Below are 23,888 nucleotides of genomic sequence, written 5' to 3' on the forward strand. Positions count from 1 at the left end.
TAATGCTGTCCCCTGGGGGGTGGGGGACGCATGGGGGAGCCGTAGGTTCCCGGTGACCGAGAGAGGCCACCGCTCTCCGGCTGGGCGGCACGCAGGGTCTCGTATTTTCTTCACTCCCCCGCAGCCTCTCGCGGAAACAATTCCGCACCTCATCGGCGTTGGTGATCTCCGAGTCGAGGAGGGGAAGGTGTCGGGCCTGAAGCTGTTCCGCACGGACACGACGAATAGCGGAATGACCGAGGTCACGCCGCGTCTTGCTGAGGCCGAGGCAGATGTGCAAGGTCTCGTCGAGGCACACATGGAGACGTTGCTGGGTGTCCGGTTCCTGGCGAGCGAATACCGCACGGGGCCGGTTCACGGGGGCCGCATCGATTCGCTCGGTCTGGACGAGAACGGATCGCCGGTCATCGTCGAGTACAAGCGCGGCGTCGATGCCGGCGTCATCAACCAGGGCCTGTTTTACCTGGCATGGCTGATGGACCATCGCGCCGAATTCGAGCAGCTGGTCCGCGACCGGCTCGGGGTGACGGCCGCGTCCCAGGTCCTGTGGAGCGGACCGCGCCTGATCTGTATCGCCGGCGACTTCACGCGCTACGACGCGCATGCCGTTCGCGAGCACCGGCGGTCGATCGACCTGGTCCGCTACCGACTCTTCGGCAGCGACCTGCTCGGCCTTGAGACCGTGGCGTCCGTGAGCGGCGGCATGCAGGTAGCACGCCGGCCGCGCCGCCAGGCGGTTGCCCGGGCGGCGGCCGACGTCCAGGGCGCGTCGATGGTGGAGCTGGCGAACGCTGTCGACGAGGTACTGCTCGGGCTCGGGGACGGTGTGAACCGCGTCGAGCGCAAGACCTACCGGGCCTATCAGCGGCTGCGGAACTTCGCCTGCCTCTGCCCGCCGCAGCGCAGCAAGCTGCTGGTCTACCTGAAGGTCGATCCGCAGGACGTCGACCTCGTTCCGGGTTTCACCCGTGACGTGTCCGGTCTCGGTCACCACGGGACGGGTGATCTGGAGGTGCAGCTGCGTACGCCGCGAGACGTGGAGCGGGCGCAGGATCTGTTCCGGGCCAGCTACGCGGCGGCGTGATCGTCTGCCGGCCTATGGCTGCTCTGTGGCCGTGGGGTGGCCCTTTTCGACGTGCGAGTAGGGCGTGGCGGTGGACTACCAATGATGTAGGGGATCGCCGGTTGGGCTAACCGGCGATCCCGCGCTATGTTGTCCCGCTCTTGCGTGCTGACGATCAGCGTGTACGGCTGGCAGCGGGGGTGGCCGCGACCGCAGGGGGGACCGGCGGGCTGGTGACGAGGCTCGTTCTGCGTTCGGGGGTTCCGGTCTGTGGGTGGCGAGTGCCGGTTTTGTGGGCGAGGGCCTCGGAGAGATCGGCCAGCAGCGAACTCGGGGTGTGTGGGGACGCGGTGACGGCCCAGGTGGGCCGGTCAGGGCCAGGACCGGCCCAGACGGTCCAGGTGGCCAGGTTGTGGCTCGGGTGCTGGGCGGTGAAGGCGTCGAACTGGACGCCCGCGTCCCCGGTGGGGGACTTCCAGCGGATCCATCGCCCGTCCACGGTGTGCTTCCATCCGGCGTCGGAGAGGGGCTGCATGGCCACGGTGACCATCTTCTCGTCCACCGGGGCGCTGATGGCCGCGTCCCAGCCGTCGCCTTCGGCGAGGTGATTCAGCAGCTCCTCCAACATCGGGGCGGGGGTGGCGCCGGTCGCGGTGAGGACCCACATGCGGTCGGATACGGGTGTCTCGTAGGCGGCCACGGTCCACGCTGTTTCGTGAGCGGGCGTTTCGTGGACGCGCTCGATGCGCAGGGTCTGGGACTCGTGGATGGCGTGGGTCGTCTCGTCCGACCAAGTCCGCCACTTCTCCCATTCGCTGTGGGAGTCGATGAACGCGTCGAGGAGCGCGTCGTGGTCACCGGCATCGGCCAGGTAGGCCGGGACGGTCTCCGGCTCCGGACGGGCCGGTTCGGCCTTGACTGCGGTGAGGGAGAGCGGGGCGCGGGCCTCGGCAGCGGCGCGTTCGGTGTCGGTCAGGGGTGCCGGGCCGGGGCGCATCTCGGCGCCGTGGACCTTCTCGAAGGCGAGCAGGGCCCCAGCGGGTGAGTCGAAGGTGTCGGTGACCTGGCGCAGGTGGTCCTCGCCGTGGAGGTAGACGGACTTGCCGTTGCGGTGGAGGTAGGTGCCGACCGCGACGGTGGTGTGGCCGTCGTGGGCGTGGGCGTGGATGAGGAGCTGGCCGTGGCGGATGTCGTCGTGGATCTTCTGCGCCTGATTGGAGACCTCGCGGATTTCGCTGCGGGTGCACCACGGCATCGGATAGTTCGCCCAGGTCCATTCCTCGTCCATGGCCTCCTGGAGCCGAGGGGTGACCTCCACGGTGATGCCGTCGGCGGACAGGTGCTTGGCTGCGTCCTTGGCCCAGTAGGGCTCCTCGTGGTCGATGCGGACCAGGACCAGGAGGTTGTCGGCGACGACGGTCCAGTCGGCTGCCTCCAGGCTCAGGTGGGCAACGTGGGCCCGGGTGCCGGTCAGGACGGCAGTCACGGCGCTTGGATGGGTGGGGTGGGTGTCGAGGCGAACGTGGGCGTCGATGGTGGGAGTCACGTTGGGGTGTCGTCTCTTCTGCCGGTGGCCGGGCCTTCGGGTCCGGCCACCGGCGTGTGCGGGGTGCTATCGGGTTGCTCGCGCGGCGCGGCCGGTGTACGCGGCCGTCGTTGTTGGCGGGCCGGCACGGGTGGTGGGCGCCGGTCGCGGTTGCGGCGTCGGGACCGTTCCGGTGGCGTGCTGCCAGCGAGTGCGGACGCCGCCGATGTCGGCGAGGGAGCGGCGGGCGCCGACGACGAGCTGGAACGGGGTGTTCGCCGTGTCGCCGGCGTACGCCTCGATGCGCCGGCCGGTGCGATCGGCGGTGGCCAGGATGGAGCGCTGCAGTGCGCGCTCGCTCCAGTGCTCCACGGAACCGGCCGGTTCGGTCAGCAGGTGGAGCACGTCGCCCGGTTCGCTTCCGTCGTCGAGCAGGCCGCGCTGTTGGGCCTCCCACAGGACGGTGACGGGGTCGACGGGCTCGCGGCGGCGCGCCAGGGCGGTCAGGCACTGCCACAGGCCGGCGTGCAAGGGCAGGGTGAGGTCGTCGGGTAGTAGCCACCGGACGGACTCGATGTCGGCAGGGTTGGCGGTGGCGGTCGCGAGCAGCATCTGCTCCTCCTCGACCGCCTCCGTGTAGTCGGGCGCGACGGGCGGCGATGGTGCCGCGGTTCGGGGCAGTACGCCTGCGCGGGGCGGGAAGCGGGCTGCGATGTCGTCCACGACCGCGGCGAGCGCGTCGGCCTCGGCGAGCACCGCCTGGACGGGGTGCGGGAGGGAGACATCGTGGGCGGTCTGGACGAGGCGTTCGGCGGCCGTCTGCAGACGGCGGCGGGCATGTTCGGCCTCGACCATCCGCGCGTAGGCAGGCGCGTGGCGGGACCAGGGACAGACCTGAACGAGGGTGTGCAGGTACGAGGCGGTCAGCCCGCGAGCCTGCTCGCGTCCCGTGGCGAGCACGCGGTCGAGCCACTTGGTGTTCTTTGCGTGCTCGGCAGGGTCGGGCAGTGGCAGGGTGCTGATCGCGGCGTACAGGGCAGCGTGTGCGGCGGTGGAGAACGAGTCGGCGGCGATGCCGCTCACGTCGTCCAGGCGGTGCGGGTCGAGGAGGAGAGCTCCGAGGAGGGCCTGCTCGACGTGGAACACGGGCTGGGCCGGTGCGATGGCGTCGAGGTCGTCTTCGTCGAGTTCGGGGGCGTGGGGCATCAGGCGGCGAGGGTGAAGTCGTCGGGCTCGAGGGTGACGCCGAGGTGCGGGGCGAGGAGGTGGCCGGCGAGCAGCGGGGGAACGGCGTTGCCGATCTGGGAGAACTGTTGGCCCTTGTTGCCGGCCCAGGGGTAGTCGGCGGGGAAGGTCTGCAGGAGGCCGGCCTCGCGGGCGGTGATCCGGATCGGCTCAGGAACGGCTGGCGCATCGGCTTCTTCGGCCGGCGGTGAGGCGGGTTCGGCGACCCAGGTGCACTCGTTCGCGCGGTGCCCGAAGAACAGCGTGCCGGCCGGCTCCTGGATGGACCGGACGGTGGCGTTGGCCTGGTTGTTGCTGCGCAGGGACCAGGACCAGCGGTGGGCCTCGGCGGTGAACGTGGGCGCGGGAGAGTCGGCGGCACGGTTCTCGCGTGTGCCGTGCCGGGCCGCCCATCCCGTGCCTTCACGACGGGACTGCAGGACGACCCCGTCCGGCCGGGGCATCCAGGTGCCGCGCTCCCGGGCGTCGGACAGCGTCTTGCGGGAGCCCGATGGGAACGGTTCGGGCCCGCCGCCGGGCCCACCGCCTGCGCAGACGGTAGGGACGGGCCGGTCGGTCGCGCCCCATCCCAGGGCTTCGGCCATGCTGACCCAGCGGGCGCGGCCGGGACCGAAAAGCGATTCGGGCTCCGCGAGTTGGGAATGCGTGGGCGTTGGCGGCTGCGCCGTACGGACGCGGGAGGCCAGGAGTATCGCCCGCTTCCTGGTCTGCGGGACGCCGAAGTCGGCCGCGTTGAGGATCCCGTACCAGACGGAGAACCCCCACCCGCGCAGGACGGCCGCGTACTGCTTCCACAAGGGCAGGACGTGCGGCACTTCCTCCATGGCGACCCAGTCGGGCTCGCCGACCGTGTTCAGGGCGTATAGATAGCGTATCGGCTCGGCTGCGAGCAGGGAGCGCTCGTCACGGCATGCGGCGAGGAGGCGTTCGCGGGAGTCCCGTCCGGCGGCCAGGTCCTCGACCGCCGCGTGCACCAGCGGCTGGTCGAGCAGGCCGAGGCGTTTGCCGGCCATGCTCCACGCCTGGCACGGAGGGGAAGCGATCATTCCGCGGGTGCGGCCGATGAAGGGCCAGGTCGGATACCTTGCCACGTCGGTGCGGATGGTCAACTGCCCAGCCGCGGCCCGGGTCTTGCACGCCCACTCGTCCCATTCCAGCCCGATGTCGCGCACGCCGAAGACGTGCAGCGCCCTGCTCCAGCCGCCCGGCCCCGCGAAGAGGTCGAGTATCACCTGGCCAGCCCGAAGTCGGACTGTGTCGGCGCGTGCTTCGCGACGGCGCGGGCGGTGATCGCTTGCGATGCGCGGGCGGACGCCGCGGACAGTTCCTCGGCGCCGGGCTCCCGATACCACGGCCGGAGGTCGAGCATGGCGGCGCGCATGCCGGTGGCGAAGCAGAGCGCGGTGCCCTTGGGCAGGGCGCGGATCGCATCGGCGGGCAGGATCCGTTCCTGCCGCATCGACACTGACGTGCTCTTGCCGGACTCCGAGTGCGAGGTGGACGTGGTCTCCACGTCGTGGTCGCCGATCAGGCGGCTGAGCTTGTCCGCGAAGTCCGGGTCGTCAATACCGCTGCCGATCACCTTGACAGTCGAGGCGGACCACATGGCGTCCATGCCCGCGTCTCCCCAGACCTTCTGGCCCTGGCGGTAGGACTGGAGGATCGTGATCGGGATGATCCCGCGGCTGCCGAGGTGGGAGTACAGGTCTGGCAAGTCGCTGATCTTGCACACGTTGGCGGCCTCGTCGAGGATCGCCAGCATGGGCGGATCCAGGCGCCCGCCGGCACGTTCGGCCTGCGCGGTCGCGGCCCGCATCACCGAGTCCGCGCACGCGGCGATCAGCGCCGAGGCTCCGCCGCCACCGTCCTTGCTGAGTAGGAACAGCGTGTCGGTGGACGTGACGAACTGCTCCGGCCGGAATTCCGGAACGTCCCTCTGCGGCGTCACCCACGCGGCGATTTCCGCGTTCAGGAGCGCGGAGGCGTACTGCCGGGCTGTCTCGTAGATACCGTCCCTCGTTTCCGGGGGGCCTTCGACGGTGCCCTTGAGCTGAGCGGCGACGGCGGCGAAGTCGTGGTCGCGCAGGATGTCCAGCGGAGTGCGGTCGGCGGGGAAGGCGAGCCACTGCATGATGTCGGTGATGGGCCGCTCGTCGAGCGCCGCGGCCAAGAGCAGCTGGGACAAGATGTTGCTGCCGGCCTTCGACCAGAAGTCGCCCTGCTGGGAGGCGTCCACCGAGGCCGCGAGGAAGTGTCCGGCCAGACGGTTCGCCCCGTCCAAGGTGGTCGCGCTGGCGAGAGGGTTCCACCACATCTCGCGGGCGGCATGCGCGATCTGCTGTGGATCCATGGTCCACACCGCCCCCACCCGGGCCCTTGCCTCGTAGGCGGTGGTGAAGGCGTCGCCGGCGGCCTTGTTCGACGTCAGCAGGACCGGGCCGGGTGCGCCGAGCATGGACGGGATGGCGAGCGAGGTGGTCTTGCCGGACCGGGGCGCCATGATCGCGACGGCGACGTCCTCGAACCCCATCCGTACCTCGTGGCGGCTGCCCTGCAGGTTGCCGAGAAGGATGCCGGTGTCCTTCGCGTCGATGTGCTTGCTGTCCTTCAGGCTGGGGCGCAGGGAGCGGGCTTTGTCGGTGATCGCCTTGGCCATCAGCGGCTCGATGTCCCGGGCCTTGGCCATGTCGGTGATCTTCTTCCGGCTGCCGCTTCGGTTGTTGTGCCGGGCCCACAGGACGCCAGCCCCTGCCCCGAGAGCGAGGAGCAGGAGAACGGGGACGATGCGGGCACCGATCAGCAGGGACGTTTCTCCTGCGTCGGACCAGACCTGCTCGGGGTGGAGCAGGGCGTTGGTCGGCTGGTAGGGGGCCCAGCTGGTGCCGGTGAGGTAGGCGGTGATGTTGCCGGACAGCCAGGCCAGGTGGGACAGGGGGGCGACGACGGCGAGCACCCCGAGGAGGAGGCGCAGGAAGAGGTCGTATCCGTTGGTGTTGCTGCTGGAGGAGGAAGGGGGCAAGGGCTATGTGCTTCCGGGCGGGGAGGGAGGGTTAGCGGCTGCGGCCGTGCCTGGGCGGCGCTGGCCGTGAGGCGATCGAGGCCGTCGGCGTGGTGGTGTGTCGGGCGGGAGCGAGTGAACGCGGTCTTCCAGCGCGCCGGCGACGTACACGGCGAGCACGCCGGTCGTCCGGCGGATGACGACGTTCGGGTCGAGGGTCGGCAGACTGCGCCCGCTGTCGGTGCGGTGCACGGGCTTCGCTTCCGGATCAGCCGGTGTTCCCAGCCGCTCGACGTACGCCGTCTTGTCGGGGGAAGCAAGGCCGTTGTCACCGTACGGTGACCAGCCGGCCTGCCCGGAGCGCTCCGTACGGGTCGCAAGGCGCGTCAGCGGCTGGGGCCGGGTCGGTGAGGGCGTCGGTGAAGGCGGCGATCAGTTCGACGGCCGTGCGGGTGCCGAAGCTGGCGTACCAGGCGGGCCGGTCCGGCTCGGCGACGTGGTGCAGGATCCACCACTGGTCGTCGGGGTCGGGCTCCAGGCGCAGGTGGGCCTTCTGGTCGGGGCTGGAGAGCAGGACGCGTGGCATCAGGGGGTCGTTGCCGTGGCTCCATCCGCAGGCACGGTGGAGGGGAACGGTGATCCAGGCGGGGTCACCGCCGCCGGCGAGGTGGCGCGGGTTGATGAAGCCGACCTCGACGGTCTCGGGAGTCGGGGCCCTAGTCACTTCCGTGCGGCGGTTCGTCGCACGGGTGCGAGGGCAGGCATGGGAACCAGGGATGAGGGGGCCTTGCGGGCTGCGGTGTTGATCTCCCGGAGCGCTTTGCCGTGGGTGGCCCAGTCGTCGAGGTAGCTCCAGGATTCGGCGTGATGTTCGGCGAGGGCGTCGTCGAATTCGGCGGTGCCGGGCTTGGCGGTGGCGGGCAGGGCGTCGCGGGTGAGCAGCCATTGCTCGTGCAGTTCTTCGAGACGGTCGAAGGCCGTGTGCAGGACGCCCAGCTGGTAGACCCAGCGGCTCTGCACCGTGTTCTCCGGCAGCTGGGCCAGCTGTGTCTCGGCGGTCGCCAGCAGGTGCCGGGCGCCGTAGCGGAGCGGCTCGAACGCCTCGGCGGTGTCGGCATCGCGCTGGCTCTTGCGCATGCCGTAGGCGTGGTCGTCGTAGGGCCAGCCGTCGAGGCCGGTGTGCTCGTCGGAGTAGGCGTCCCAGGCGTCGAGGATCTTCTGGCTGTCCCGCACGTAGTGGTCGAGGTGGCGCAGGAAGTCGCGGTGTGCGTGGTGGTCTCGGGAGATGGGGAGGGGTCCTTTCAGGTCAGCGGCGAGCCGCCGGCTGCGCGGTACTGGCGTGCGCCGGGATCGTCGCGGGTTTCGTCTGCTGGCGGCGGGCTGAGCGTGCCTGGGCGCGCAGGTGCTTGATGCGCGTGGCGTGGGCGTCGACCACCTGCTGCGGGCGCAGCGGGCTGGGCTCCTGTACGGCGCTGTAGTGGCCGGTGCGTTCGAACGTGCCGCGCTGGAGCGGGCTGCGGTCGGTCAGCGCGGTGAGGAACGCGCTGACCAGGTGAGCGGGGGTGTGCTCGTCGAGGTAGGCGTGCCAAATGCGCGGGCCGGGAAACTCCCCATGGCCGGGCTCGCGGGTCTCGATGTGCCAGGACGACCGGTCGTGGAATTCGCTCAACGGCCGCAGTTCGATGTGACACATGGAGTCCGGCGAGCGCGCCCCGTCTGGCTCGTGGTGCCATCCTGCCGAGGTCACCTGCTGCCACGGGGCCGGCTGCTGTGGCGGCGGGGCGATGAGGGCGTCGGTGAAGGCGGCGAGGACCTCGGCGGGCACGAGTTCGCCGAACTCGGCGTACCAGCCGGGTTCGGTGCCGACGGGCTCCGCCCGTAGCCGCCACCACGCCGAGGTGCGGGACTGCGGGTCGAACTGGAGCCGGTGGCGAAGGTCAGGGCTTGCCAGGATGATCTCGGCGCTCAGAGGGTCGGAGACGGCGTTCCATCCGGCGGTGGCCAGACCGTGGGTGACGTGGCGGGCGTCTCCGGGGCCGGCGAGGTGGCGGGGGCTGGTGTCGTACGGGATCTGCACGGCGTGCTTATCGGCGAAGGCGGCGAGCTGCCGTTCGCTCAGCGGCACCAGCAGCACTCCTGCTCGCTCGTCGGCGAACTGCCGTACAGGTCACGGAGATCGTCCAGCACGTAGTGGAGGGTGTGCTGGTCGGCCAGTTCCCATGCGGCCGTGCGCAGCTCGGTGATCAGCAGGTCGCCCTGCGCGGCGTGTCCGGGTGTTCCTGTACGGCGCGGGCGAGGGCGCGCAGCGTGTCGGCGAACTGGACGGGCAGGCCCGTGTACTCGTCGAGGAGGGGCTCGACGAGGACGAGGGCTTCTGCGGGGTCGGGGTTCTTGCGCAGGTAGTCGGTGAGGTCCGCGAGCGTTTCGGCCAGGGGTGCGGATGGTGTCCGGGGTGAGTGCGGGCATCGGGCTCCTCGGGGCGGGGCTATTGCGGTCAGCGGCGGGTGCGTGCGCCGCCGGCCGGGGTGTAGGGACGGGCGCTGGTGTGCGGTCTGGTGCTGCGGGCGCTGTTGCGGGCCCAGGTGGCGGCGCGGGCGGCCGTGATGCGGGCCTGCTGCCACGCGCTGAGCTGGGAGGGCTTCACGGACACCGACCAGGTACGGATCTGCGAGCTCATCGGCACGCGTCCGCGTGGGCGCATCACGGGGTCCGGGCTGGCGAGTTCGGTGGAGAAGGCTTGCACCAGGTGCATCGGGGTGTTCGGCGTGAAGTTGGCCGTCCAGCCGTTGCCCTGCTTGTCCTGCGCTCCGGTCCACCACATCGCCGCCCCGTCGGGGCTTTGCCGGTACTGCACCCACGCGGTGCAGTCGGGGCTCGTCGCCATGTAGTCCTGGCCCTCGAAGCGCGTGTGCCATCTCTGCTTCTGCAGAGGGGCCCAGACGTTAGGGGCATGGGCTGAGCGGGGGCGGGTGAGGGCATCGGTCAGGCCGGCGACGATCTCCACCGGCGTTTGCTGGCCCAGGTGGGCGGACCACTCGCCGTTCGCTCCGTCTGCTTTGCCGTGGATGGTCCACCCGCCGGGGAGGACGTAGGGGTCGTAGGCGATGCGGACGGTGCCGTCCGGGCTCTCCATGTGCAGGGGGCCGCCCGTCTTGGACTTGTCCCGCCAGCCGGAGGCGCGCAGGAACTCAGAGACGTGCCGGACGTCGCCGCCGCCGGCCAGGGCGCGGGGCTGGATGAGGTAGTGCTGCTCGGCCTGCTCGTCGGGTCCCCAGCCCTGCCACTGCTTCTTCTTCACCGGCGGCGCCGGACGACGAGCGGTGCGGGTGCCGGGGGCTTCGCCGCCGTAGTGGCGGGCTGGGCGCCGACGCGCTGAAGAGCGTCTTTGTGTTCGTCCAGGTCGAGGGTGATGTCGCCGAGTTCGTTCGAGGCACGGCCCAGGGCGAGCCACACCTCCGCGGGGAGCGCGCCTCGCTCTGCCTGGTCCTTGGCGAACACGCTGCCGGTGGCGACGAGATGGGTGACGCCGCCGAGGACTCCGGTATCCGGGTCGAGCACGCGGGCGATGACCTGAGCGGCCTGGGGCGGGGGAAGCTGAGAGAGGTGGTCGGCGAGCTGGCCGAGCTGGCGGGTGATCTCGTCGGCCAGTCTCACCGGGTAGGGGGTGGGGTGGGACATGCTCCTCCGGGGCGGTGGACGGTCAGTGGTGGTGGCGGTGCCCGACGCGCTGTGTCTCGGCGAGGGCGGCCTCCGGGCGAGCGCCTGCCAGCGGGGAGGCGCGGTCGGGGCAGGTCGGAATACAGGCGCGCAGATAGCGGCGGAAGAGGGCTGTGGCGAGTCGGGGCTTGAGCCGGTTGCTGATCGGTGGGGGTGTGCGGATTGCTACGGGTTTCTCCGGGTCTCGGCTAGTGAGGTGGGCGGTCCCGGCGCGGTGCCGGGACCGTCCAGTGGCCTTACGGGGTGCGGCGGGCCGGGGTTGCAGGCGAGGGGGAGCCGGCCGGTGCATGCTGCCGTGCGGCAGGGTGGCCCGCTCGAGAGCGCAGGTCGTGTATGGCCTGCCGGTAGGCGGATTCGTCGAAGACTTCGGGCGTGCAGTTGACCTCGTACCCGGCCAGGAGCAGGACGGGGATGGCGCGGATTGCCAGCCGCTTCTACTCGCCGGCGTCGAGGTGTTCGGGCACGGTGTGCCAGTTGTAGAGCGGCGCGTCCGTGGGGTATGCGTGGCGTTCCAGGCCGAGGTGTTCCAGCAGGTCGTGGAGCTGGGCGGGGGCGCCCGTTGGGGTGTCGGCGCGGATGGTGGTCGTCAGGGCCTTGATGTAGATCTCGACGTCCGTGCCATATTCGTCGGCCAGGTTGGCCATGTGGTTCTCCGGGGTCAGCGGCGGCGGGATTCCGCGGACTGGGCGCGGCTCGGCGGTGGTGAGGTAGTGGCCGGCCGCTGCGCAGGGCGCGCGGTGTGGTTGCGGGCGTGGAGGATGGCGCGCGCGGCCTCGCTCATGGAGGTGGCGGTGCTTCCGAGCCGTGCGATGGGATCGGGTTCCCCGGCGGGCGCGGCCCCTTGGAAGTCGCTGGCGGCGATCCAAGCGCGGACGACGATCTCTCCGGCGAGGGGCAGCAGCCCGAGGACGGGGGCAGCGACCTCGGTCAGGACCTCGGCCACCTCGTTGCTGGTTGTGGCGGCTGTGGCTCGCTCAGCGAGGCTCGCCAGGTAGCGCAGGGCGGCCTCACGTTCACCGTCCGGTGCGACCAGCATGTTCAGCGTGGGGTCGAGGTGGACACTGTGCCCCGCGGCGAGCAGGGCGTGCGAGGCTGCGGTCGCCTTCCGGCTCTGCTGCTCGACGGGCAGGCCGTGTGGAAGCCGGTGATAGTCCCCGCGCGGTCCGGGAGCGGAGAGGAAGCCGCCGGTTCGCTGGAGGATGTCCGCGGCCTTGTCGGTGCCGCCGATGGCCCCGAACAGGTCGGTTCGGGGGTGCTTGGTGATGGTGACGTACTCCAGAACCCAGAAGTCGGGCTCCGTCTGCTTCACCGAGACCGGGTGGCCGGCGTACGGGAACCGGCTGGGACGGGCGGCACGTAAGCGGCGGCGGTGGGCGCGGTCCGGCCTGCGGGATGCTGCAGAGCGGTGCCGATGCCGAGTGCGTCGAGGCGCGGGCCGATCTCGCGCAGGGCGCGGGCCTGGGCCTGAGTGTCGTCACCACTCAGGCGGTAGATGCCACTCCGCGGGTCCCGGACGAAGCCGTGAGCCATGAGGACAGCGTTGGCGCGGTCGTCGGCAGGGGCGGTGGCGATGCTGCCGTCCGGCTGCCAGGTCAGGACGACCCGGTCCGGCTGGGAGGGCTGGATGCCGCCCAGGGCGTTTTGGCGGACATGGGCGAGGGCGGCGTCGTAGCGGGCGAGCAGGTCGCCGGCGACCTGCTCGGCGCTCAGGAACGGGTCATCGGCCAGGGCGATGCCGTTGGGCTCGGGAACGCCGCGGAACGCCTCGTCGGGCAGGGCGTACGGGGCGACGGCGGCGATGAGGAAGCCGTCGCGCTCGTCGTGCCGGTCCAGAAGGACGAGCTGCGCACCGTCCTGTCGGCTCAGGATGGCGGCCTGCTGCAGGGGGTGCTCGGCGAGAGAGGCGGCGACCATGTCCAGGTCCCAGATGCGGTCGGCGAGTTCGGCGAGGTCGTCCTTGGCGTCGGCCAGCAGGTGGGAGCTGGTCCAACTGTCGGGGAGTTCGCCGGCGAGAACGTCGGCGTACGAGGCGAGGCGCTCGGAGGTGTGGTGGTCGTGCATGGTGTCCCTGGGCGAGGTGGGAGTCAGCGGCGCAGTCCGGCGGCCGTCGGGGGCGGCGGAGCAGGGAGGGTGCGCGGCGGTGGCGGGCAGGCGCACGCGGCAGAGCGCTCTTGCTCGGTTGACGGGACTTCCCCGGTGCAGGTGCTGCGGCCGGCGTGCGGGGCATGCCGGTCGGCGAGCTGGTTGCGGGTCTCGGAGAGGTCGGTACGGATGACGCGAAGGTGCTCGTCGGCGAGGTGGCGAAGCCGTCGCGCGATGTAGGGGTCGGCTGCCTGGCCGAGCCCGTCGTGGAAGTCGGCGGTGGCGGTGAGGACTTCCTCCAGCGCGGCGAGGACGCCGTCGTGGGCGGCGGTCAGCTCAGTCAGCGCATCGGCCGCCTCGTCCGTAGTGGCGGCCTCGCGAAGGCGCTCGGCGACGTGGGCAACGGAGGATCCCAGCGGCAGGTAGCTGGCCGGACGCGAGTCGGTGTCGAAGTCCGCGTCGCAGTCGACGTGGTATCCGGCCGCCCGCAGGCGGGCCACGGCGCCGGTGGCGAGACGCGACTCGTCGTCCTCCGCTAGGCCGGTCGGGGTGCGGTGGTACGTCTCATGGACTCGGACGACGGCGACGAAGTCCGCGCGCTGGAGGATGCTGTGTGCCTCGGAGTCGCCGCCGCGGGCAAGGAGTTCGTCGGAGTGCGGGTCGCGGCGGATGTCCAGGAAGCGGTCGGTGCGGGGCAAGAGACGTTTCTCCTACGGCGATCGGTGGGCGTTGTGCCGGACGGCGTCCGGGGCCGGGACGGCGCGGGACTGGACCAGGCGGTTTGCGGTGGTGGCCAGGTCCTGCTGGATGGCGTAGAGGCGGCGGGCAATCAGCTCCAGGCGGTGTGCCGTATCGGTGTCGGCTGCTCCCGGCTGGCGGGCGATCCGGTGCGAGGTGTGCTCGACGAGTCCGCGTACCGCGGCCAGAGGGCCGGCCTGTTCGTCGGCGAGCTGCGTGAGGATGGTCGCGAGCTGGGCCGACGCCGTGAGCGCCGCGCGGACGGCAGGCCGCGAAGGGGGGTCGGATCGGACAGGGATCAGGTGGAGGTCCTGTTCGATGCGACGCGCCTCCTGTGCCAGGCGCCGCAGTTTGTCCGCGGGAGGAGCGTGCCACGCGCCGTCGAGGTGGATTAGGTTGGCGATCAGATCGAGGCGCCCTGGCTGCGCCTGGACAGCGATCCATCGGCAGCCATGTTCCTTGCCGGGGATCTCGATGCCGGCGGCTCGTGCGAGCCGTTGAGCGACCTCGGCCCACTCCGGTCCGGTCAGTTCCCGGTCGTCCGGGTGAAGGCGGATGTCTAGGTGGAGGATTGCCCGCCGGTCGTCGTCGGGGCTGGCGGCGAACGGATGCTCCAGGTAGGGGTCTTCGAGGTGCTCGGCCCACTGGACGGACGTCCAGATCCTCTGCTCGTCGTCCAGGGTGAAGTAATCCAGGCCGGGCCAGCGGGCGACGATCGTGTGCTCCGTCAGGCCCTCGTTCGGTGAAACCGGCCGCCCCAGCGCCTCTTCGAGCGGGTCGTGGGGCCGGTGGGTCCGCTCGTGCAGGCGGGGGATCACCGGCCGCTCCGGATGTCGGCGATGTGCACGAGCTGGCCCAGGGCGGTGGTGGTGTACCAGCCGCAGTCGATCAGCTCGTCGCGGTCGGCGAACCGTGCGAGGAGGGTGTTCTCCATGGCCCGTAGATAGATCAGGCAGTCAGGGCAGCGGCGTGAGAGGTGCACGAGGTAGCGGGGGTGGGCGGTGACGTAGGACTGGGCGCCGCCGGTCGCATCCCGCAGACGCCACCCGTCCTCGTCGGTCGGGGTGTGCCAGGAAGGGGCAACGACGCGCATCGCGTCGCCCCACAGTTCTCCGCCGGCCACCCCCTTCAGGACGACGACGGTGTCACCGGCCTGGAAGTGGGCGTGGGTGATGTCCCGGTCGGGGGTGAGCGGGTCGGGCGTCGGTGCGAAGACCGAGGAGGTGGGTGGGGGCTGGGACATGAGTTCCTTCCGCGCGGTTGCTGGCGGGGTGGGAGCATCAATAGTCCGGAGGAACGCCGGTTTGGCTAACCGGCGTTTCCCGGCTATGTTGCCCCGCCGTCAGCGGAAGGGGTTCTCCGTCCCGCGGTCCGCCTCACTGGCCGCGTCGAGGAGTTCGAGCAGGTCAGTGCCGTCGGCGTCGCGCTGGTCGATCCACCATCCGGCACGGGTGATGGAGCGGGCCTTCTCTTCCAGCTCCGCCCAGTCCGCCTCGTCCCAAGTGCCCTCGACGACGAGCGCGGTGTGCGCGGCCGTCATCAGTTGGTGGCGGGAGCGCTCGCCCCAGTCCAGGGCCTTCTCCGGGCCCTCCAGCTGCGGCATGTCGAACTGCTTGGCCCACGCGACGGCTGCCTCCTGCTCCTCGGCACGCTTGGTCGCGAGCCACTCGTCCTTGGACTCGGAGTCGGCGTCGCGCGCCGCCTTCCAGCAGTTGGTGCAGTCCTTCGACGCGAGCCAACGGGCAAAGCCTGCCCGCTTGTCGGCAGGGCGATTGGACAGGTCATGATCCACGCTGTGGGAGCAGGCGTGCTCCACGGTCCAGTGCGTACGCACGGCCATAATTCGTTCTCCTCAAAAGGGGTTGGAAGGTGAGGGTGCGCCCAGATCAGGGCGTCTTGTGCCGGCCTCGGAGTGGGCGGCGGTGTCGGCCGCGCGGCCGGTGTCCGGCGGGGCGGAGCTGTCGGCGCGCGGCGAGAAGGACGGCGAGGGCGAAGGCCGCGCCGGCGGCGGGGAGTACAGCGCTGGTGAGCGGGTCCCAGCGCTGAGAGTCGGGCGGAGATCTGGCGGCCCTGCACGGTCTCCAGGGCGCTGGCGAACTGGCTGCTCGTCTCCAGAAGTTCCTGCAGGCGGACCACCGGACCGGCGGCGTAGCCGCGCTGGACGGCTCCGAGGAGAGCGTTCGATGCGTCACCGGCGGTGTGGCCTTCGACGCCGCCGCGGATGAGTTCCTGGTACCCCCGGATGGCCGCGCAGCGCGACCACCGTCGAGTCGTTGTCCTCGACCAGGTAAGCGAGGGCGATCGACTGCCCGTCGGCGGCATATCACGGCTTGGTCAGCTCCGGCACGCCGCGCCGCTGCGCGGCCTGGGCCCTCTCGGTTCACATCTGCTGCTCCTTGTCGGTCAGCGGAGCCTTGTGGTGCTGGTCGGCGAGGTGGCTGGCGATAGAGCTGTGGTCCACCCAAGCGGTGAGGTGCGGCACAAGGCCGCTTGATGAGTGGGTTCGGCCTGGGAGCCAGGGGCGGCCGGCCGGTCGTGGGCCCGGCGGATCTCGGCAGCTGAGGCGGCCAGGCCGTCCAGGACGGCCCGCCGCGAGACCAGGTGCCGGGCTGGTGGCAGCTCGTCGAGCACGAGGCGGGCGGCATCGAGGAGGGCCTCGGCGTGCGGGGCGAGGTGAGTGGCGTACGCCTTCACCGGCGACTTGTCGCGGTGGGCTCGTGCGGCTGCGGCTGCGGCGGCGCCCGCGTGGACGGTACGGCCGTAGCGGTCGCGTGTCATGTCGAGCGCCGCCTCGCTCTCGCTGTCGATGACCGCCATCCGCAAGCGGAAGTCGCGTGCCCCGTTGGCCAGCTCGCGAGCTGTCGGCAAGGGGCCGTCAGGGGCCGGGCTGCTCGCGGGTGTCATCGGGACCGCCCGCCGGTCGCGGCCGTCAGATGGACGGTCGGAGCGTACGTGGGCTTCGGCGGGATCGGCCGCGCTGCTGGCGGGGAGGTGGTGGGCGGTGCGGAGTGCTGCGTCGACCGGCCGGCGGCGGCCTGGGCGAGACGACTGCGGCGCTCCTGGAGCCCGTGTGGCCGGGCGGGGCGTGGCGGGCTGGCCGAGAGGGACGGGTCCAGGCGGATGTCGGCCTGCACGGTGTAGCCGTGACGGCGCAGGTCGTGGACGGCTTGGCGGGTGCGGCGGACTCCGTCGCGTTCGGGCTCGCTGAGCCGGTACAGGCCGGGTTTTCCGGGAACGGGCTCGAACTGCTCGCGCTCCAGGTACCAGTGGGCGAGGTGTGCGGGCAGGGCGGCGGTGAAGGAGACCACGAAGCCGTGTTCTTCGTGGTCGCCGAAGGCGAAGTGGGTGCCGGGTCGCAAGGGGGCGGGGTTCTCCTCGGGGCGTGGGCCGGAAGGGTCAGGGGCCGCGGTGCGCGGGCCGGGCCGCGGTGAGGGGACGGGCTGGCGCGGTGACGGGCAGGGCCGGGCGGCGGTGGGGTGCGATGCCACAGAATTCCAGGCGGCACTTTCGTCAACTGGCGCTCGCCTGCCGCCGGGTACGACTACTCTGCGTCCTGAGCAGAGTGCGTGATCAGGAACGGGCGGGGCACATCGCGACAGGTTGGTGTGCTGGCAGCAGATCTGCAGGGGGTCCTGAGACAGCCGATTGAAAACCGGCCCCGTCTCTCAATGACCTCGTTGCCTCCGGAATGTCACGTGCGGTCTCCACGTCCCGCGCGCACCGCGGCGGGGCACCTGACGAGCGAGGTCTCATCAGTGAGTCCCACATCTGTACAGCTGACAGACGAGAACGGCGATCTCGTCCAGATCGATCGCGTCCCCGGCCCACTTCCGGTTGCGGAGGCCAAGGAACTCGGCCAGCTCCGCCGGGCCATGCGCAACAATCCGCGCATCAACCTCTCGGACGAGGCGATCGAGGTCGCGGTCGGCGGTTTCCTCGACATCCCGCGCCTGACCATCTTGGCCACACACAAGGACAACGTCGACGGGCTTAACTCCTTCTATGCGGGAGCCACGCAGCTCCTCGTACTTGAGGGACTGTTCGACGCAGAGAGCTTCTCCACAGTCCTCGGTAACCCGCGGTTGTCCGGTCAGGTCAAGGCCCCGCCAGCACCAGCTCCCACCGGTGTCCGGAACGCATCCGGTGAGCTGCTGGCACAGCTCAAGATCGAGTACGACAGCCCCGCCCATGCACGCAAAGTCGTCGAGGACGTGGCACGCGAGACGCTGCGCCAGGAGGGGGCTGACTACAGCGACTCCATCCTCAGCAACGGTGTGATGACCCCGGTCGAGGCGGTACTCACCGAGTCCCACTACGCCGACAACAGCCCGCTGACGCTCACCGCCGCACTTATCGACGGCACCTCGCGCCACGTCAGTGCCGCCGCAGCCCGCCACTACAACCCGGAGGCGACAAGCCCCACAGAGCAAACCCGCACCATCGTCACCACCTTCGGCAACAACTTCGCCGCATCCCGAACCGCGCGCCGCCGCGCATACAACCGCGATGCCGAGCGCCACAACGCCGCTTTGGCACGCGACGGCCTGACCATGGCCACCCTGCGCCAGCTCCAGACCCGCGCCGTACCGGTCCGCCTGATCGTGGGCGCCGTCCTCAGCGAGGACGACGCCGACGACGTGCTCGCAGCTGCCGTCGCCACGGCCCAGAGCTCCCGGCATATCAGCATCAACCGCTGGAGCGACGCAGCCCAGGACGCCATGACTGCCCGCCGGATGGTCAACCACCTCCTACACCGGCAGATGGTCAGCCCGGCGTTCGCTGCACTGGTCGCCGACGAGGAACTGACGGCGGAGCAGATCACCTCCCTGGTGCCCGGGTGGGACAGCGGTCCGATGTACGGCCCCGACGGCCGTATCCACCCTCTGTGGCGGGCCGTGCTGATCGTCCACACCCTGACGCGGTACAGGATTTTCGACGAGGCCAAGCGCTTCATTCGCAGCGACCGGGGCTTCGGGCAGGTCCGTGACGACCGTTACGCCGGGTTCCTTGGCGTGCTCATCGACATGCCCTGGCGGGCTGCCAAGCTGGCCACCACCGACGTGGCCCGACGTGCCTGGCGCAATGGAGGCGTCCTGTACCCGGGTGTCTTCGGCGACTGGGAGCCCGTGCCGGCCAGCGCCGAGCGGCTGCGCAAGCTCGCCGATGACGGCGACACCAATGCGCAGCACACCCTCACCGTGCTCGCTGGCACCGCCTTGATTGCAGACGCCGTGCTGACGCGCGACACCGGCAGCAAGGTCGATGATGGCCGTGTGCCGTACCGGGCAACGCCGCCCGTCGTTCTCGCCCCGTGGACCTCAACGGTCCTGGGCCGCTGGCAGGCCAAGACCGTTGTAGAGAGCTTCGACCCCAACAAGGCTGGCGGCACCGGCGAAGGCAAATCGGTTCAGGCCCACTACACATACGCCCACGTCGATGAGGCCGGCGAGCCGATCCCGGACGGTGCCACCCACGAGATCCTCCTCGAGAAGCACCTGTTCACGCAGGCCAACCCGGAACGTGCTGCCGACGAGCAGACGAAGCGCCGCCAGGAACAGAAGAAGCGGGAGGCAGAGCAGAAGATCACGCGGGAGGAACGGAACGAGAAGAGCCGCATCAACCTCCTCCACACCATCGGTGAGGCCCGCGCTGTCGTCGACCGCCTCACGGCAGAAGCCGCGGACTTTCCCTTCCCGCTGACGGAGCATCCGATGGGTGGTCGGGCGGATTGGAAGCAAGTCCATCAAAACCTGCGCGACCTTGAGGAAGCACTGCTCGACGTGCGTCCGCCGACCGGGACCCAGCCCACACGGCTTCGCGATGCAGACCGGCGGGAGGTGTGACGATGCCTCCGCACACGCTCACCGCAGACCAATCAATCGCCCAACGCTGGCGCCTCATCCTCGCCGCCACCCCGATTCAGAAGGCACTCGTGGACCCGAGTGCCCCAGCGGACCCAGTCGTCGCCTGGGCGGTCGGTCCTGCGGACCCCACGGCGGGGCTGCCACTTGGCCCCGCCCTGTACCTCATGCTCGACGCGGCCTACCGGCCCCGATACTGCGGCCGTACGACCCAGTCGCTGAGGGCCCGTCTTCGGGGACACCGCCGGACGCGCCCGACCGAAGCTGCCCTTTGGCGATGGGCCCTGGCTGTCGCCGTTCGCCATGAGGCACAGCCCGTCGCGCGAGCGGAGGAGTGGATGCGAGCAGCCTTGACACCACCAGGTAACAAGATCCGCGCTGCGGGATGGGCCCATCCCCGGCAGTAGCATGCCGCAGCTGTAGCGACCTGGGAGCCGGGGGAGTCATCAGAACGATGACTCCCGCGGCTCTGGCCAGGGCGAGGCAGGCGGCGCCGGTTAGGAGCGGCAGGGTACGGCGAGCGGTGCGGATGAGGGCTCCAGGGATCTGCGGGGCGGGAAGAATCAGCGCGTACGAGCGGTCGTTGGGGCAGTCTTCGGCGATGCCAGCGGAAGGGCCGTGCTGGTGTGGGCGCCGAATGGCGGACGTTCACATCGATGCCCTTGGCCGTGAGCTGCTGGACCACGCCGTGGACGCGAAGTGCGCGACCGCTGTCCCCGTAGGCGTCGGGAAGTAGGAACGCCGCTTGGTGCGGGTGGTACTGGAAGCCGTGGGCGTACAGCGTGATGCGGGCGTCCACCGGCACGCTCTCGTACGGTGCGCCGAGGGCTCCGTCGCCGTACAGGGTCAGGGTGAGGACTTGGTCGACCTATGGCGGGCCGGGCCGGTGCGGAGGCTCGGGCTACGTTCGTGAGCACTGCCTGCACGGCCTGCTTGTAGCGGGGCAGCACCCGCCGGACGACTCGAGCCGCCGCCCGGGCAGGATCCTTGGGAACGGCGATGCCGTTGGGTTCCTCGACGGCGTCGAAGTGGTGCGGCTTGATGTTCATGCCGACGGGGGCGAGCGGTGCGACGACGACCTGGTGCGGGTACCGGGGCCGGTCGGTCACGTACAGCCGCTGGTTGGCCGGCCTGTGGAGCACGGCGTCGTGGGTGAGGACGTACTGGCTGACGACATAGTCGACAAGACCGGTGTCCCAGAGCTGCTCGGTACGGGGGGAACTAGTCCGCGTACTGCGCGTGGCGCTGATAATCGCTGGTCCAGATGCCCGGCAGGCGGCCGGCGAGGCCGGTGGCGAAGGCGGACAGATCGGTGCGGGGTGAGGTTATGTGTTCCTGGAGGGAGGCGGCGGTACGGCGTCAGCGCGTGTGCCGTGGCGGCGCTGACCGGGGAGCTCGCGGCGGAAGGGACGGTGCACGAGCCGGGGTGGAGGGCAGCCGCGGTGCGGGCGCGAGCGAGGTGAAGGCCCGCATCCGGTCCTCGGCCACGTGCAGGACCTCTCCGAGGCTGCGGATCTCGGCAGCGGCGTCGGCGAGGTCGTAGGACAGGTCGAAGCCGTCGTCCTCCTTGGCTTCCTTGGCTTTCTCGCCGGCTGCTTCGAAGAACTCGCCGAGCTGTGCCAGCAGGCCGTCGGTGGGTTCCAGGATCTGATGCAAAAGGGCAGCGGCATCCGCGTGCGACTCGGCTCCGTTGAGCCGGTCGGTCAGCTCGCGCAGCGCGTCGCCGTAGACGTAGGCGGGGCGACGGTCTGGTGTGCCGGGGACGTCCTGGGACGGGGGCGTCAGTTGGGGCGGGTGCACGTGGGGGCTTTCGTGGGCCAGAACGGGGTGCGGTAGCAGCCCGAGCTGGGCGAGGCGGTGATCGATCGCCTCGATCAAGGATTGGGCGCTGCCGCCGTGGCGGGCTTCGGGCCGCCGACGAGCGCCGGGGGCGTCGGAGGGGGCCGAGTCGTAGAGGACCTCGAACAGCGTCTGGTCGTCGGGGTGCTCGCGGGTCGCGATCCAGCCCTCGGGGTCGCCGGGCGGACGCTCGGAGGACGGTTCCTGCGGCGGACTGATAATCAGGTAGTTGTCGTCAGGGAGCGAGACGCGCACGATGTAGGCGCTGAGGCCGAACTCGATGTCGCATGGCAGTCCGCGCGCTCGCAGCGGCGTGGTGATGTGCGCGTGGCGACGCCACAGCTCCTGCCACCACGGCATGTTCACGTCGCGGTGGTCAGGAAGTGGCGCGATCGGAGTCGCGCGGGCGGCCGTAGCGTTCGCCTCGTCAGCGGCCACGGATTCTCCTGAGGGACGCCGGTCGGTGTGACGGAGGCGTTCGGCGAGCGAGGTCGGCTTCTGGCTTCGGGACCGGCCTGGAGTCGAGTTCGTACTCGTCGTAGGCGGCGATCAGGTCGTCTTCCAGCTGGGCTGCACGATCGGCGACTTGCGCCATGAGGTCGTCGTGCTCGGCCTGGCACTGCTGGTATTCGGCCCAGTCGGCGTCGCTGAAATGAGCGGGGCGGTTCAGAGCATTCCTTGGGATGTGGGTGGATCGGGCTTCGGGGCAGGCGCGGTCAGCGGTGGCGACCGCCCGGCCTAGGTGGCGGGGGCGGCGGCGGGCCTTCCTGACGGGTGAGCGTCGCGAGGAAGCGTTGGAAGCCGAGGTGGTCGTCGAGTTCCTTGGCCGCGTCACGAAGGGATTCCGAGGTGCGCCGCAGGAAGGCGCGGGCTGAGGCGTGGTCGATGACCATGCGATTCGCGAGGTAGTGCCGGTCGGTCGGGTTGGCAGACCGGGGCAGGGCCAGGGCACACTCCGCAGTCTCGGTGAAGTGCGGGGCTGCGTAGCTCGACATGGTCGCCGCCGTGCCGAGATGCTTCAGAACGGTGCTGCCGGCGCGGGTGGTGTGGTGTGGGCTCCGGGCGAAGTCAGCAGTGAGCCGGAGGACATCGCGGGAGAGGTCCTGTGCGTCGGTGGCGTGCTGGAGCAGCGCGGCGTAGGAAGGCGTGGCCGGTACGTGTCCGTTCTCGTCCAGCAGCTCCCACTGCTGGGCAGTGTTGAGCAGTTCGTCCTTCATCGCATTGAGCGCGCCGATAAGCTGGAGCACCTCGGCGCTCGGTATCAAGTCGCGTTGGAAGTCTGGCCTCACGGGCCTCTTGGTCCTCAGTGCATACGGGCGTCGGTGTCGAAGAGCGCCAGTTCGTGGCTGTGCAGGAGGTGCTGAACAATGAAGCTCCGACCTGCGACTTTCCACAGGCCACGCCCTCGGTTGAGGTGCGCGATAGCGTCCATCTCGACGGAGGTCAGGCCGAGCAGGGAGGCCGCGGCGTGGAGCTGGTCGGTCTCCTGGCGGTAGATGATTCGGGTGCTGCAGTCGGCGAGGAGTCCCTCGGCCAGGGCCCGGCCTTGTGATCCGGCGTCACCTGCGGTGAGCAGGTCGGACAGCCGGTGGATCACCATGAGGTTGGCGATGCCGAGGCCGCGTGAGAGCTTCCACTGGGCCTGCATCCGCTGGAGCAGGCCGACGTGCCGCATCAGCCGCCACGCCTCGTCGTACACGATCCAGCGCCGGCCGCCGGACGGGTCGGAGAGGGCGGACTCCATCCAGGCGCTCGCGCAGGTCATCGCGAGGACGAGGGCGGTGTCGTCGCCGGATCCGCCGAGACGGGACAGGTCGATGGTGAGCATCGGCGCGTTCGGGTCGAAGCTCACGGTGGAGGGGGCGTCGAACATGCCGGCCAGGTCGCCGTGGACCAGGCGCCGCATGGCATGGGCCAGGTCGCGGGCTGCGTCGCCGAGTTGGCCCGACATCATCCCGGCGGCCTCGTCGAGCGCGCTTGGGTTGTTGAGGGTGGCGGCGACGTCGCCGAGGAGCGGGGTGCGGTGCGTATCGGCGGCGCGGGTGACGACGGCGTCGAGGGCGACATCCAAGGCGGTGTGCTCCATGGGCATCAGGTCCCGGCCTAGGACGGTCCGGGCAAGGGAGCCGAGCAGGAGCAGGCGTCGTTTGCGGATCTCGCCGACCCAGTCGGCCTTGGACACGCTCTCCGGGCGCGGGGCCGCGTCCAGGGGGTTCAGGCGACCCGACAGTCCGGGACCGAGGGCGACGGACCGGCCGCCGAGGGCTTCTGCCACCGGAGTCCACTCGCCCTTCGGGTCACACGGGACGTAGACGCGGTATCCGAAGGCGACCGATCGCAGCGCGAAGGACTTGGCGAGGGCGCTCTTGCCCTGGCCGATCACGCCGGCGAGCAAAAGGTTGGGGTTGGTGAATCCCTCGACTTTGCCGTACAGAGCGAACGGGTCGAAGACGAATGATGCTTCGGCGTGGACGTCGCGGCCGATGTAGATGCCCTCGGCGCCGAGTCCGCCTTCGGCGAGGAAGGGATAGGCGCCAGCCGCGACCGCGGTGGTCATGCGGTGGGCGGGCAGCTTCAGCCGGTTCCCGCGAGAGGAGGAGGGCCCGGGGCGTCCGCTCGGTGGGTAGAGCGGGGCGGGCATCTGGTGCTCGGCGGGCGTGCTTTCGCTCTGGTGGGCGCTGGCTTCGGCGCGGACTTTGGCGGTGGCCTCGGCGAGCTGGCGGCGGGCGGCCTTGCGGCTGGCGCGGTCGGTGCCGTGAGGGGTGAACAGCGGGCTGGCGGACGCGCGGCGGGCGCGACGGGCGGGCCGGTGGCTCATCG

Annotated in this window: 23 protein-coding genes and 1 pseudogene; 3 read left to right on the forward strand and 21 right to left on the reverse strand. The window is 70.5% G+C overall.

The genetic code is table 11. The features are described from left to right. Nucleotides 1-187 precede the first annotated feature (187 nt). A complete protein-coding gene (locus OG562_RS34570) occupies nt 188-1,084 on the forward strand; it encodes a DUF5655 domain-containing protein (protein ID WP_266405107.1) in 897 nt (298 codons plus the stop codon). A 154-nt stretch (nt 1,085-1,238) separates the two neighbouring features. On the opposite strand, the gene OG562_RS34575 is transcribed toward OG562_RS34570, so the two are convergent. From OG562_RS34575 to OG562_RS34605, 7 genes are all read right to left on the reverse strand, one after another. After that, nucleotides 1,239-2,609, reverse strand: a complete 1,371-nt coding sequence (locus OG562_RS34575; protein WP_266405110.1) for a DUF317 domain-containing protein — start codon at nt 2,607-2,609, stop codon at nt 1,239-1,241. Between the two features lie 66 nt (nt 2,610-2,675). After that, nucleotides 2,676-3,794 (reverse strand): DnaB-like helicase N-terminal domain-containing protein, encoded by a 1,119-nt coding sequence (locus OG562_RS34580; protein WP_266405113.1) that lies wholly within the window; start codon nt 3,792-3,794, stop codon nt 2,676-2,678. Beyond that, a complete protein-coding gene (locus OG562_RS34585) occupies nt 3,794-5,065 on the reverse strand; it encodes a DNA cytosine methyltransferase (RefSeq protein ID WP_266405116.1) in 1,272 nt (423 codons plus the stop codon). The genes OG562_RS34580 and OG562_RS34585 overlap by 1 nt, the downstream gene beginning before the upstream one ends. Beyond that, the gene (locus tag OG562_RS34590) at nt 5,062-6,852 is read right to left on the reverse strand and encodes a type IV secretory system conjugative DNA transfer family protein (RefSeq protein WP_266405119.1); all 1,791 of its coding nucleotides are present in this window, start codon (nt 6,850-6,852) and stop codon (nt 5,062-5,064) included. Before OG562_RS34590 ends, OG562_RS34585 begins: the two co-directional genes overlap by 4 nt. 307 nt (nt 6,853-7,159) lie before the next feature. After that, complete coding sequence (locus OG562_RS46070; protein WP_323187585.1) at nt 7,160-7,555, reverse strand: DUF317 domain-containing protein; 396 nt, start codon at nt 7,553-7,555, stop codon at nt 7,160-7,162. Beyond that, nucleotides 7,552-8,064, reverse strand: a complete 513-nt coding sequence (locus OG562_RS34600; protein WP_266405121.1) for a hypothetical protein — start codon at nt 8,062-8,064, stop codon at nt 7,552-7,554. Before OG562_RS34600 ends, OG562_RS46070 begins: the two co-directional genes overlap by 4 nt. A 73-nt stretch (nt 8,065-8,137) precedes the next feature. Further along, entirely contained in the window at nt 8,138-8,956 is an 819-nt protein-coding gene (locus tag OG562_RS34605; protein WP_266405124.1) for a DUF317 domain-containing protein, read from the reverse strand. A 148-nt stretch (nt 8,957-9,104) separates the two neighbouring features. Between OG562_RS34605 and OG562_RS34610 the strand changes: the two genes are divergently transcribed. Further along, nucleotides 9,105-9,287: a hypothetical protein gene (locus OG562_RS34610; RefSeq protein WP_266405126.1), complete on the forward strand. Its 183-nt coding sequence runs from the start codon at nt 9,105-9,107 to the stop codon at nt 9,285-9,287. A 38-nt stretch (nt 9,288-9,325) separates the two neighbouring features. On the opposite strand, the gene OG562_RS34615 is transcribed toward OG562_RS34610, so the two are convergent. The 11 genes and pseudogenes from OG562_RS34615 to OG562_RS34665 all read right to left on the reverse strand — a co-directional run bounded on the left by OG562_RS34615 (nt 9,326) and on the right by OG562_RS34665 (nt 16,727). Further along, the gene (locus tag OG562_RS34615; RefSeq protein WP_266405128.1) at nt 9,326-10,129 is read right to left on the reverse strand and encodes a DUF317 domain-containing protein; all 804 of its coding nucleotides are present in this window, start codon (nt 10,127-10,129) and stop codon (nt 9,326-9,328) included. Continuing rightward, a complete protein-coding gene (locus OG562_RS34620; protein ID WP_266405131.1) occupies nt 10,126-10,509 on the reverse strand; it encodes a hypothetical protein in 384 nt (127 codons plus the stop codon). Before OG562_RS34620 ends, OG562_RS34615 begins: the two co-directional genes overlap by 4 nt. A 473-nt stretch (nt 10,510-10,982) precedes the next feature. Beyond that, nucleotides 10,983-11,192, reverse strand: a complete 210-nt coding sequence (locus tag OG562_RS34625; RefSeq protein ID WP_266405134.1) for a hypothetical protein — start codon at nt 11,190-11,192, stop codon at nt 10,983-10,985. Between the two features lie 14 nt (nt 11,193-11,206). Continuing rightward, nucleotides 11,207-11,857 (reverse strand): hypothetical protein, encoded by a 651-nt coding sequence (locus OG562_RS34630; RefSeq protein WP_266405137.1) that lies wholly within the window; start codon nt 11,855-11,857, stop codon nt 11,207-11,209. Then, nucleotides 11,854-12,609 (reverse strand): hypothetical protein, encoded by a 756-nt coding sequence (locus OG562_RS34635; protein WP_266405140.1) that lies wholly within the window; start codon nt 12,607-12,609, stop codon nt 11,854-11,856. Before OG562_RS34635 ends, OG562_RS34630 begins: the two co-directional genes overlap by 4 nt. A 23-nt stretch (nt 12,610-12,632) precedes the next feature. Beyond that, nucleotides 12,633-13,328, reverse strand: coding sequence for a hypothetical protein (locus OG562_RS34640; RefSeq protein WP_266405143.1), 696 nt, complete (start codon nt 13,326-13,328; stop codon nt 12,633-12,635). A 12-nt stretch (nt 13,329-13,340) separates the two neighbouring features. Continuing rightward, entirely contained in the window at nt 13,341-14,186 is an 846-nt protein-coding gene (locus tag OG562_RS34645; RefSeq protein ID WP_266405145.1) for a relaxase/mobilization nuclease, read from the reverse strand. Continuing rightward, nucleotides 14,183-14,611 carry a hypothetical protein gene (locus tag OG562_RS34650; protein WP_266405148.1) on the reverse strand — a complete coding sequence of 143 codons (429 nt, stop codon included), beginning with the start codon at nt 14,609-14,611 and terminating at the stop codon, nt 14,183-14,185. The genes OG562_RS34645 and OG562_RS34650 overlap by 4 nt, the downstream gene beginning before the upstream one ends. A 99-nt stretch (nt 14,612-14,710) precedes the next feature. Then, on the reverse strand, nt 14,711-15,208 hold the full coding sequence (locus tag OG562_RS34655) for a hypothetical protein (protein ID WP_266405151.1): 498 nt from the start codon (nt 15,206-15,208) through the stop codon (nt 14,711-14,713). A 194-nt stretch (nt 15,209-15,402) separates the two neighbouring features. After that, nucleotides 15,403-16,272, reverse strand: a pseudogene (locus OG562_RS34660) (hypothetical protein); the annotation flags it as partial. Beyond that, a complete protein-coding gene (locus OG562_RS34665) occupies nt 16,269-16,727 on the reverse strand; it encodes a hypothetical protein (RefSeq protein WP_266405154.1) in 459 nt (152 codons plus the stop codon). The gene OG562_RS34665 and the pseudogene OG562_RS34660, both read right to left, overlap by 4 nt. A 396-nt stretch (nt 16,728-17,123) precedes the next feature. Between OG562_RS34665 and OG562_RS34670 the strand changes: the two genes are divergently transcribed. Next, a complete protein-coding gene (locus OG562_RS34670) occupies nt 17,124-19,211 on the forward strand; it encodes a hypothetical protein (protein WP_266405157.1) in 2,088 nt (695 codons plus the stop codon). Nucleotides 19,212-20,588: 1,377 nt separating this feature from the next. Here OG562_RS34670 and OG562_RS34675 read toward each other — a convergent pair. The 3 genes from OG562_RS34675 to OG562_RS34685 form a co-directional block, all read right to left on the reverse strand. Further along, complete coding sequence (locus OG562_RS34675; protein WP_266405160.1) at nt 20,589-21,506, reverse strand: hypothetical protein; 918 nt, start codon at nt 21,504-21,506, stop codon at nt 20,589-20,591. Between the two features lie 278 nt (nt 21,507-21,784). Next, nucleotides 21,785-22,315, reverse strand: a complete 531-nt coding sequence (locus OG562_RS34680; RefSeq protein WP_266405162.1) for a hypothetical protein — start codon at nt 22,313-22,315, stop codon at nt 21,785-21,787. A 56-nt stretch (nt 22,316-22,371) separates the two neighbouring features. Further along, the gene (locus OG562_RS34685; RefSeq protein ID WP_266405165.1) at nt 22,372-23,886 is read right to left on the reverse strand and encodes a VirB4 family type IV secretion system protein; all 1,515 of its coding nucleotides are present in this window, start codon (nt 23,884-23,886) and stop codon (nt 22,372-22,374) included. Nucleotides 23,887-23,888 lie beyond the last annotated feature (2 nt).

The organism is Streptomyces sp. NBC_01275, assembly GCF_026340655.1.
Classification (GTDB): domain Bacteria; phylum Actinomycetota; class Actinomycetes; order Streptomycetales; family Streptomycetaceae; genus Streptomyces.

Excerpts from the sequence above, each read along its gene's own strand:
- OG562_RS34620 (WP_266405131.1), bottom strand. The coding sequence starts at position 10,509 with ATGTCCCACCCCACCCCCTACCCGGTGAGACTGGCCGACGAGATCACC.
- OG562_RS34580 (WP_266405113.1), bottom strand. The coding sequence starts at position 3,794 with ATGCCCCACGCCCCCGAACTCGACGAAGACGACCTCGACGCCATCGCA.
- OG562_RS34635 (WP_266405140.1), bottom strand. The coding sequence starts at position 12,609 with ATGCACGACCACCACACCTCCGAGCGCCTCGCCTCGTACGCCGACGTT.
- OG562_RS34655 (WP_266405151.1), bottom strand. The coding sequence starts at position 15,208 with ATGGCCGTGCGTACGCACTGGACCGTGGAGCACGCCTGCTCCCACAGC.
- OG562_RS34625 (WP_266405134.1), bottom strand. The coding sequence starts at position 11,192 with ATGGCCAACCTGGCCGACGAATATGGCACGGACGTCGAGATCTACATC.
- OG562_RS34650 (WP_266405148.1), bottom strand. The coding sequence starts at position 14,611 with ATGTCCCAGCCCCCACCCACCTCCTCGGTCTTCGCACCGACGCCCGAC.
- OG562_RS34685 (WP_266405165.1), bottom strand. The coding sequence starts at position 23,886 with ATGAGCCACCGGCCCGCCCGTCGCGCCCGCCGCGCGTCCGCCAGCCCG.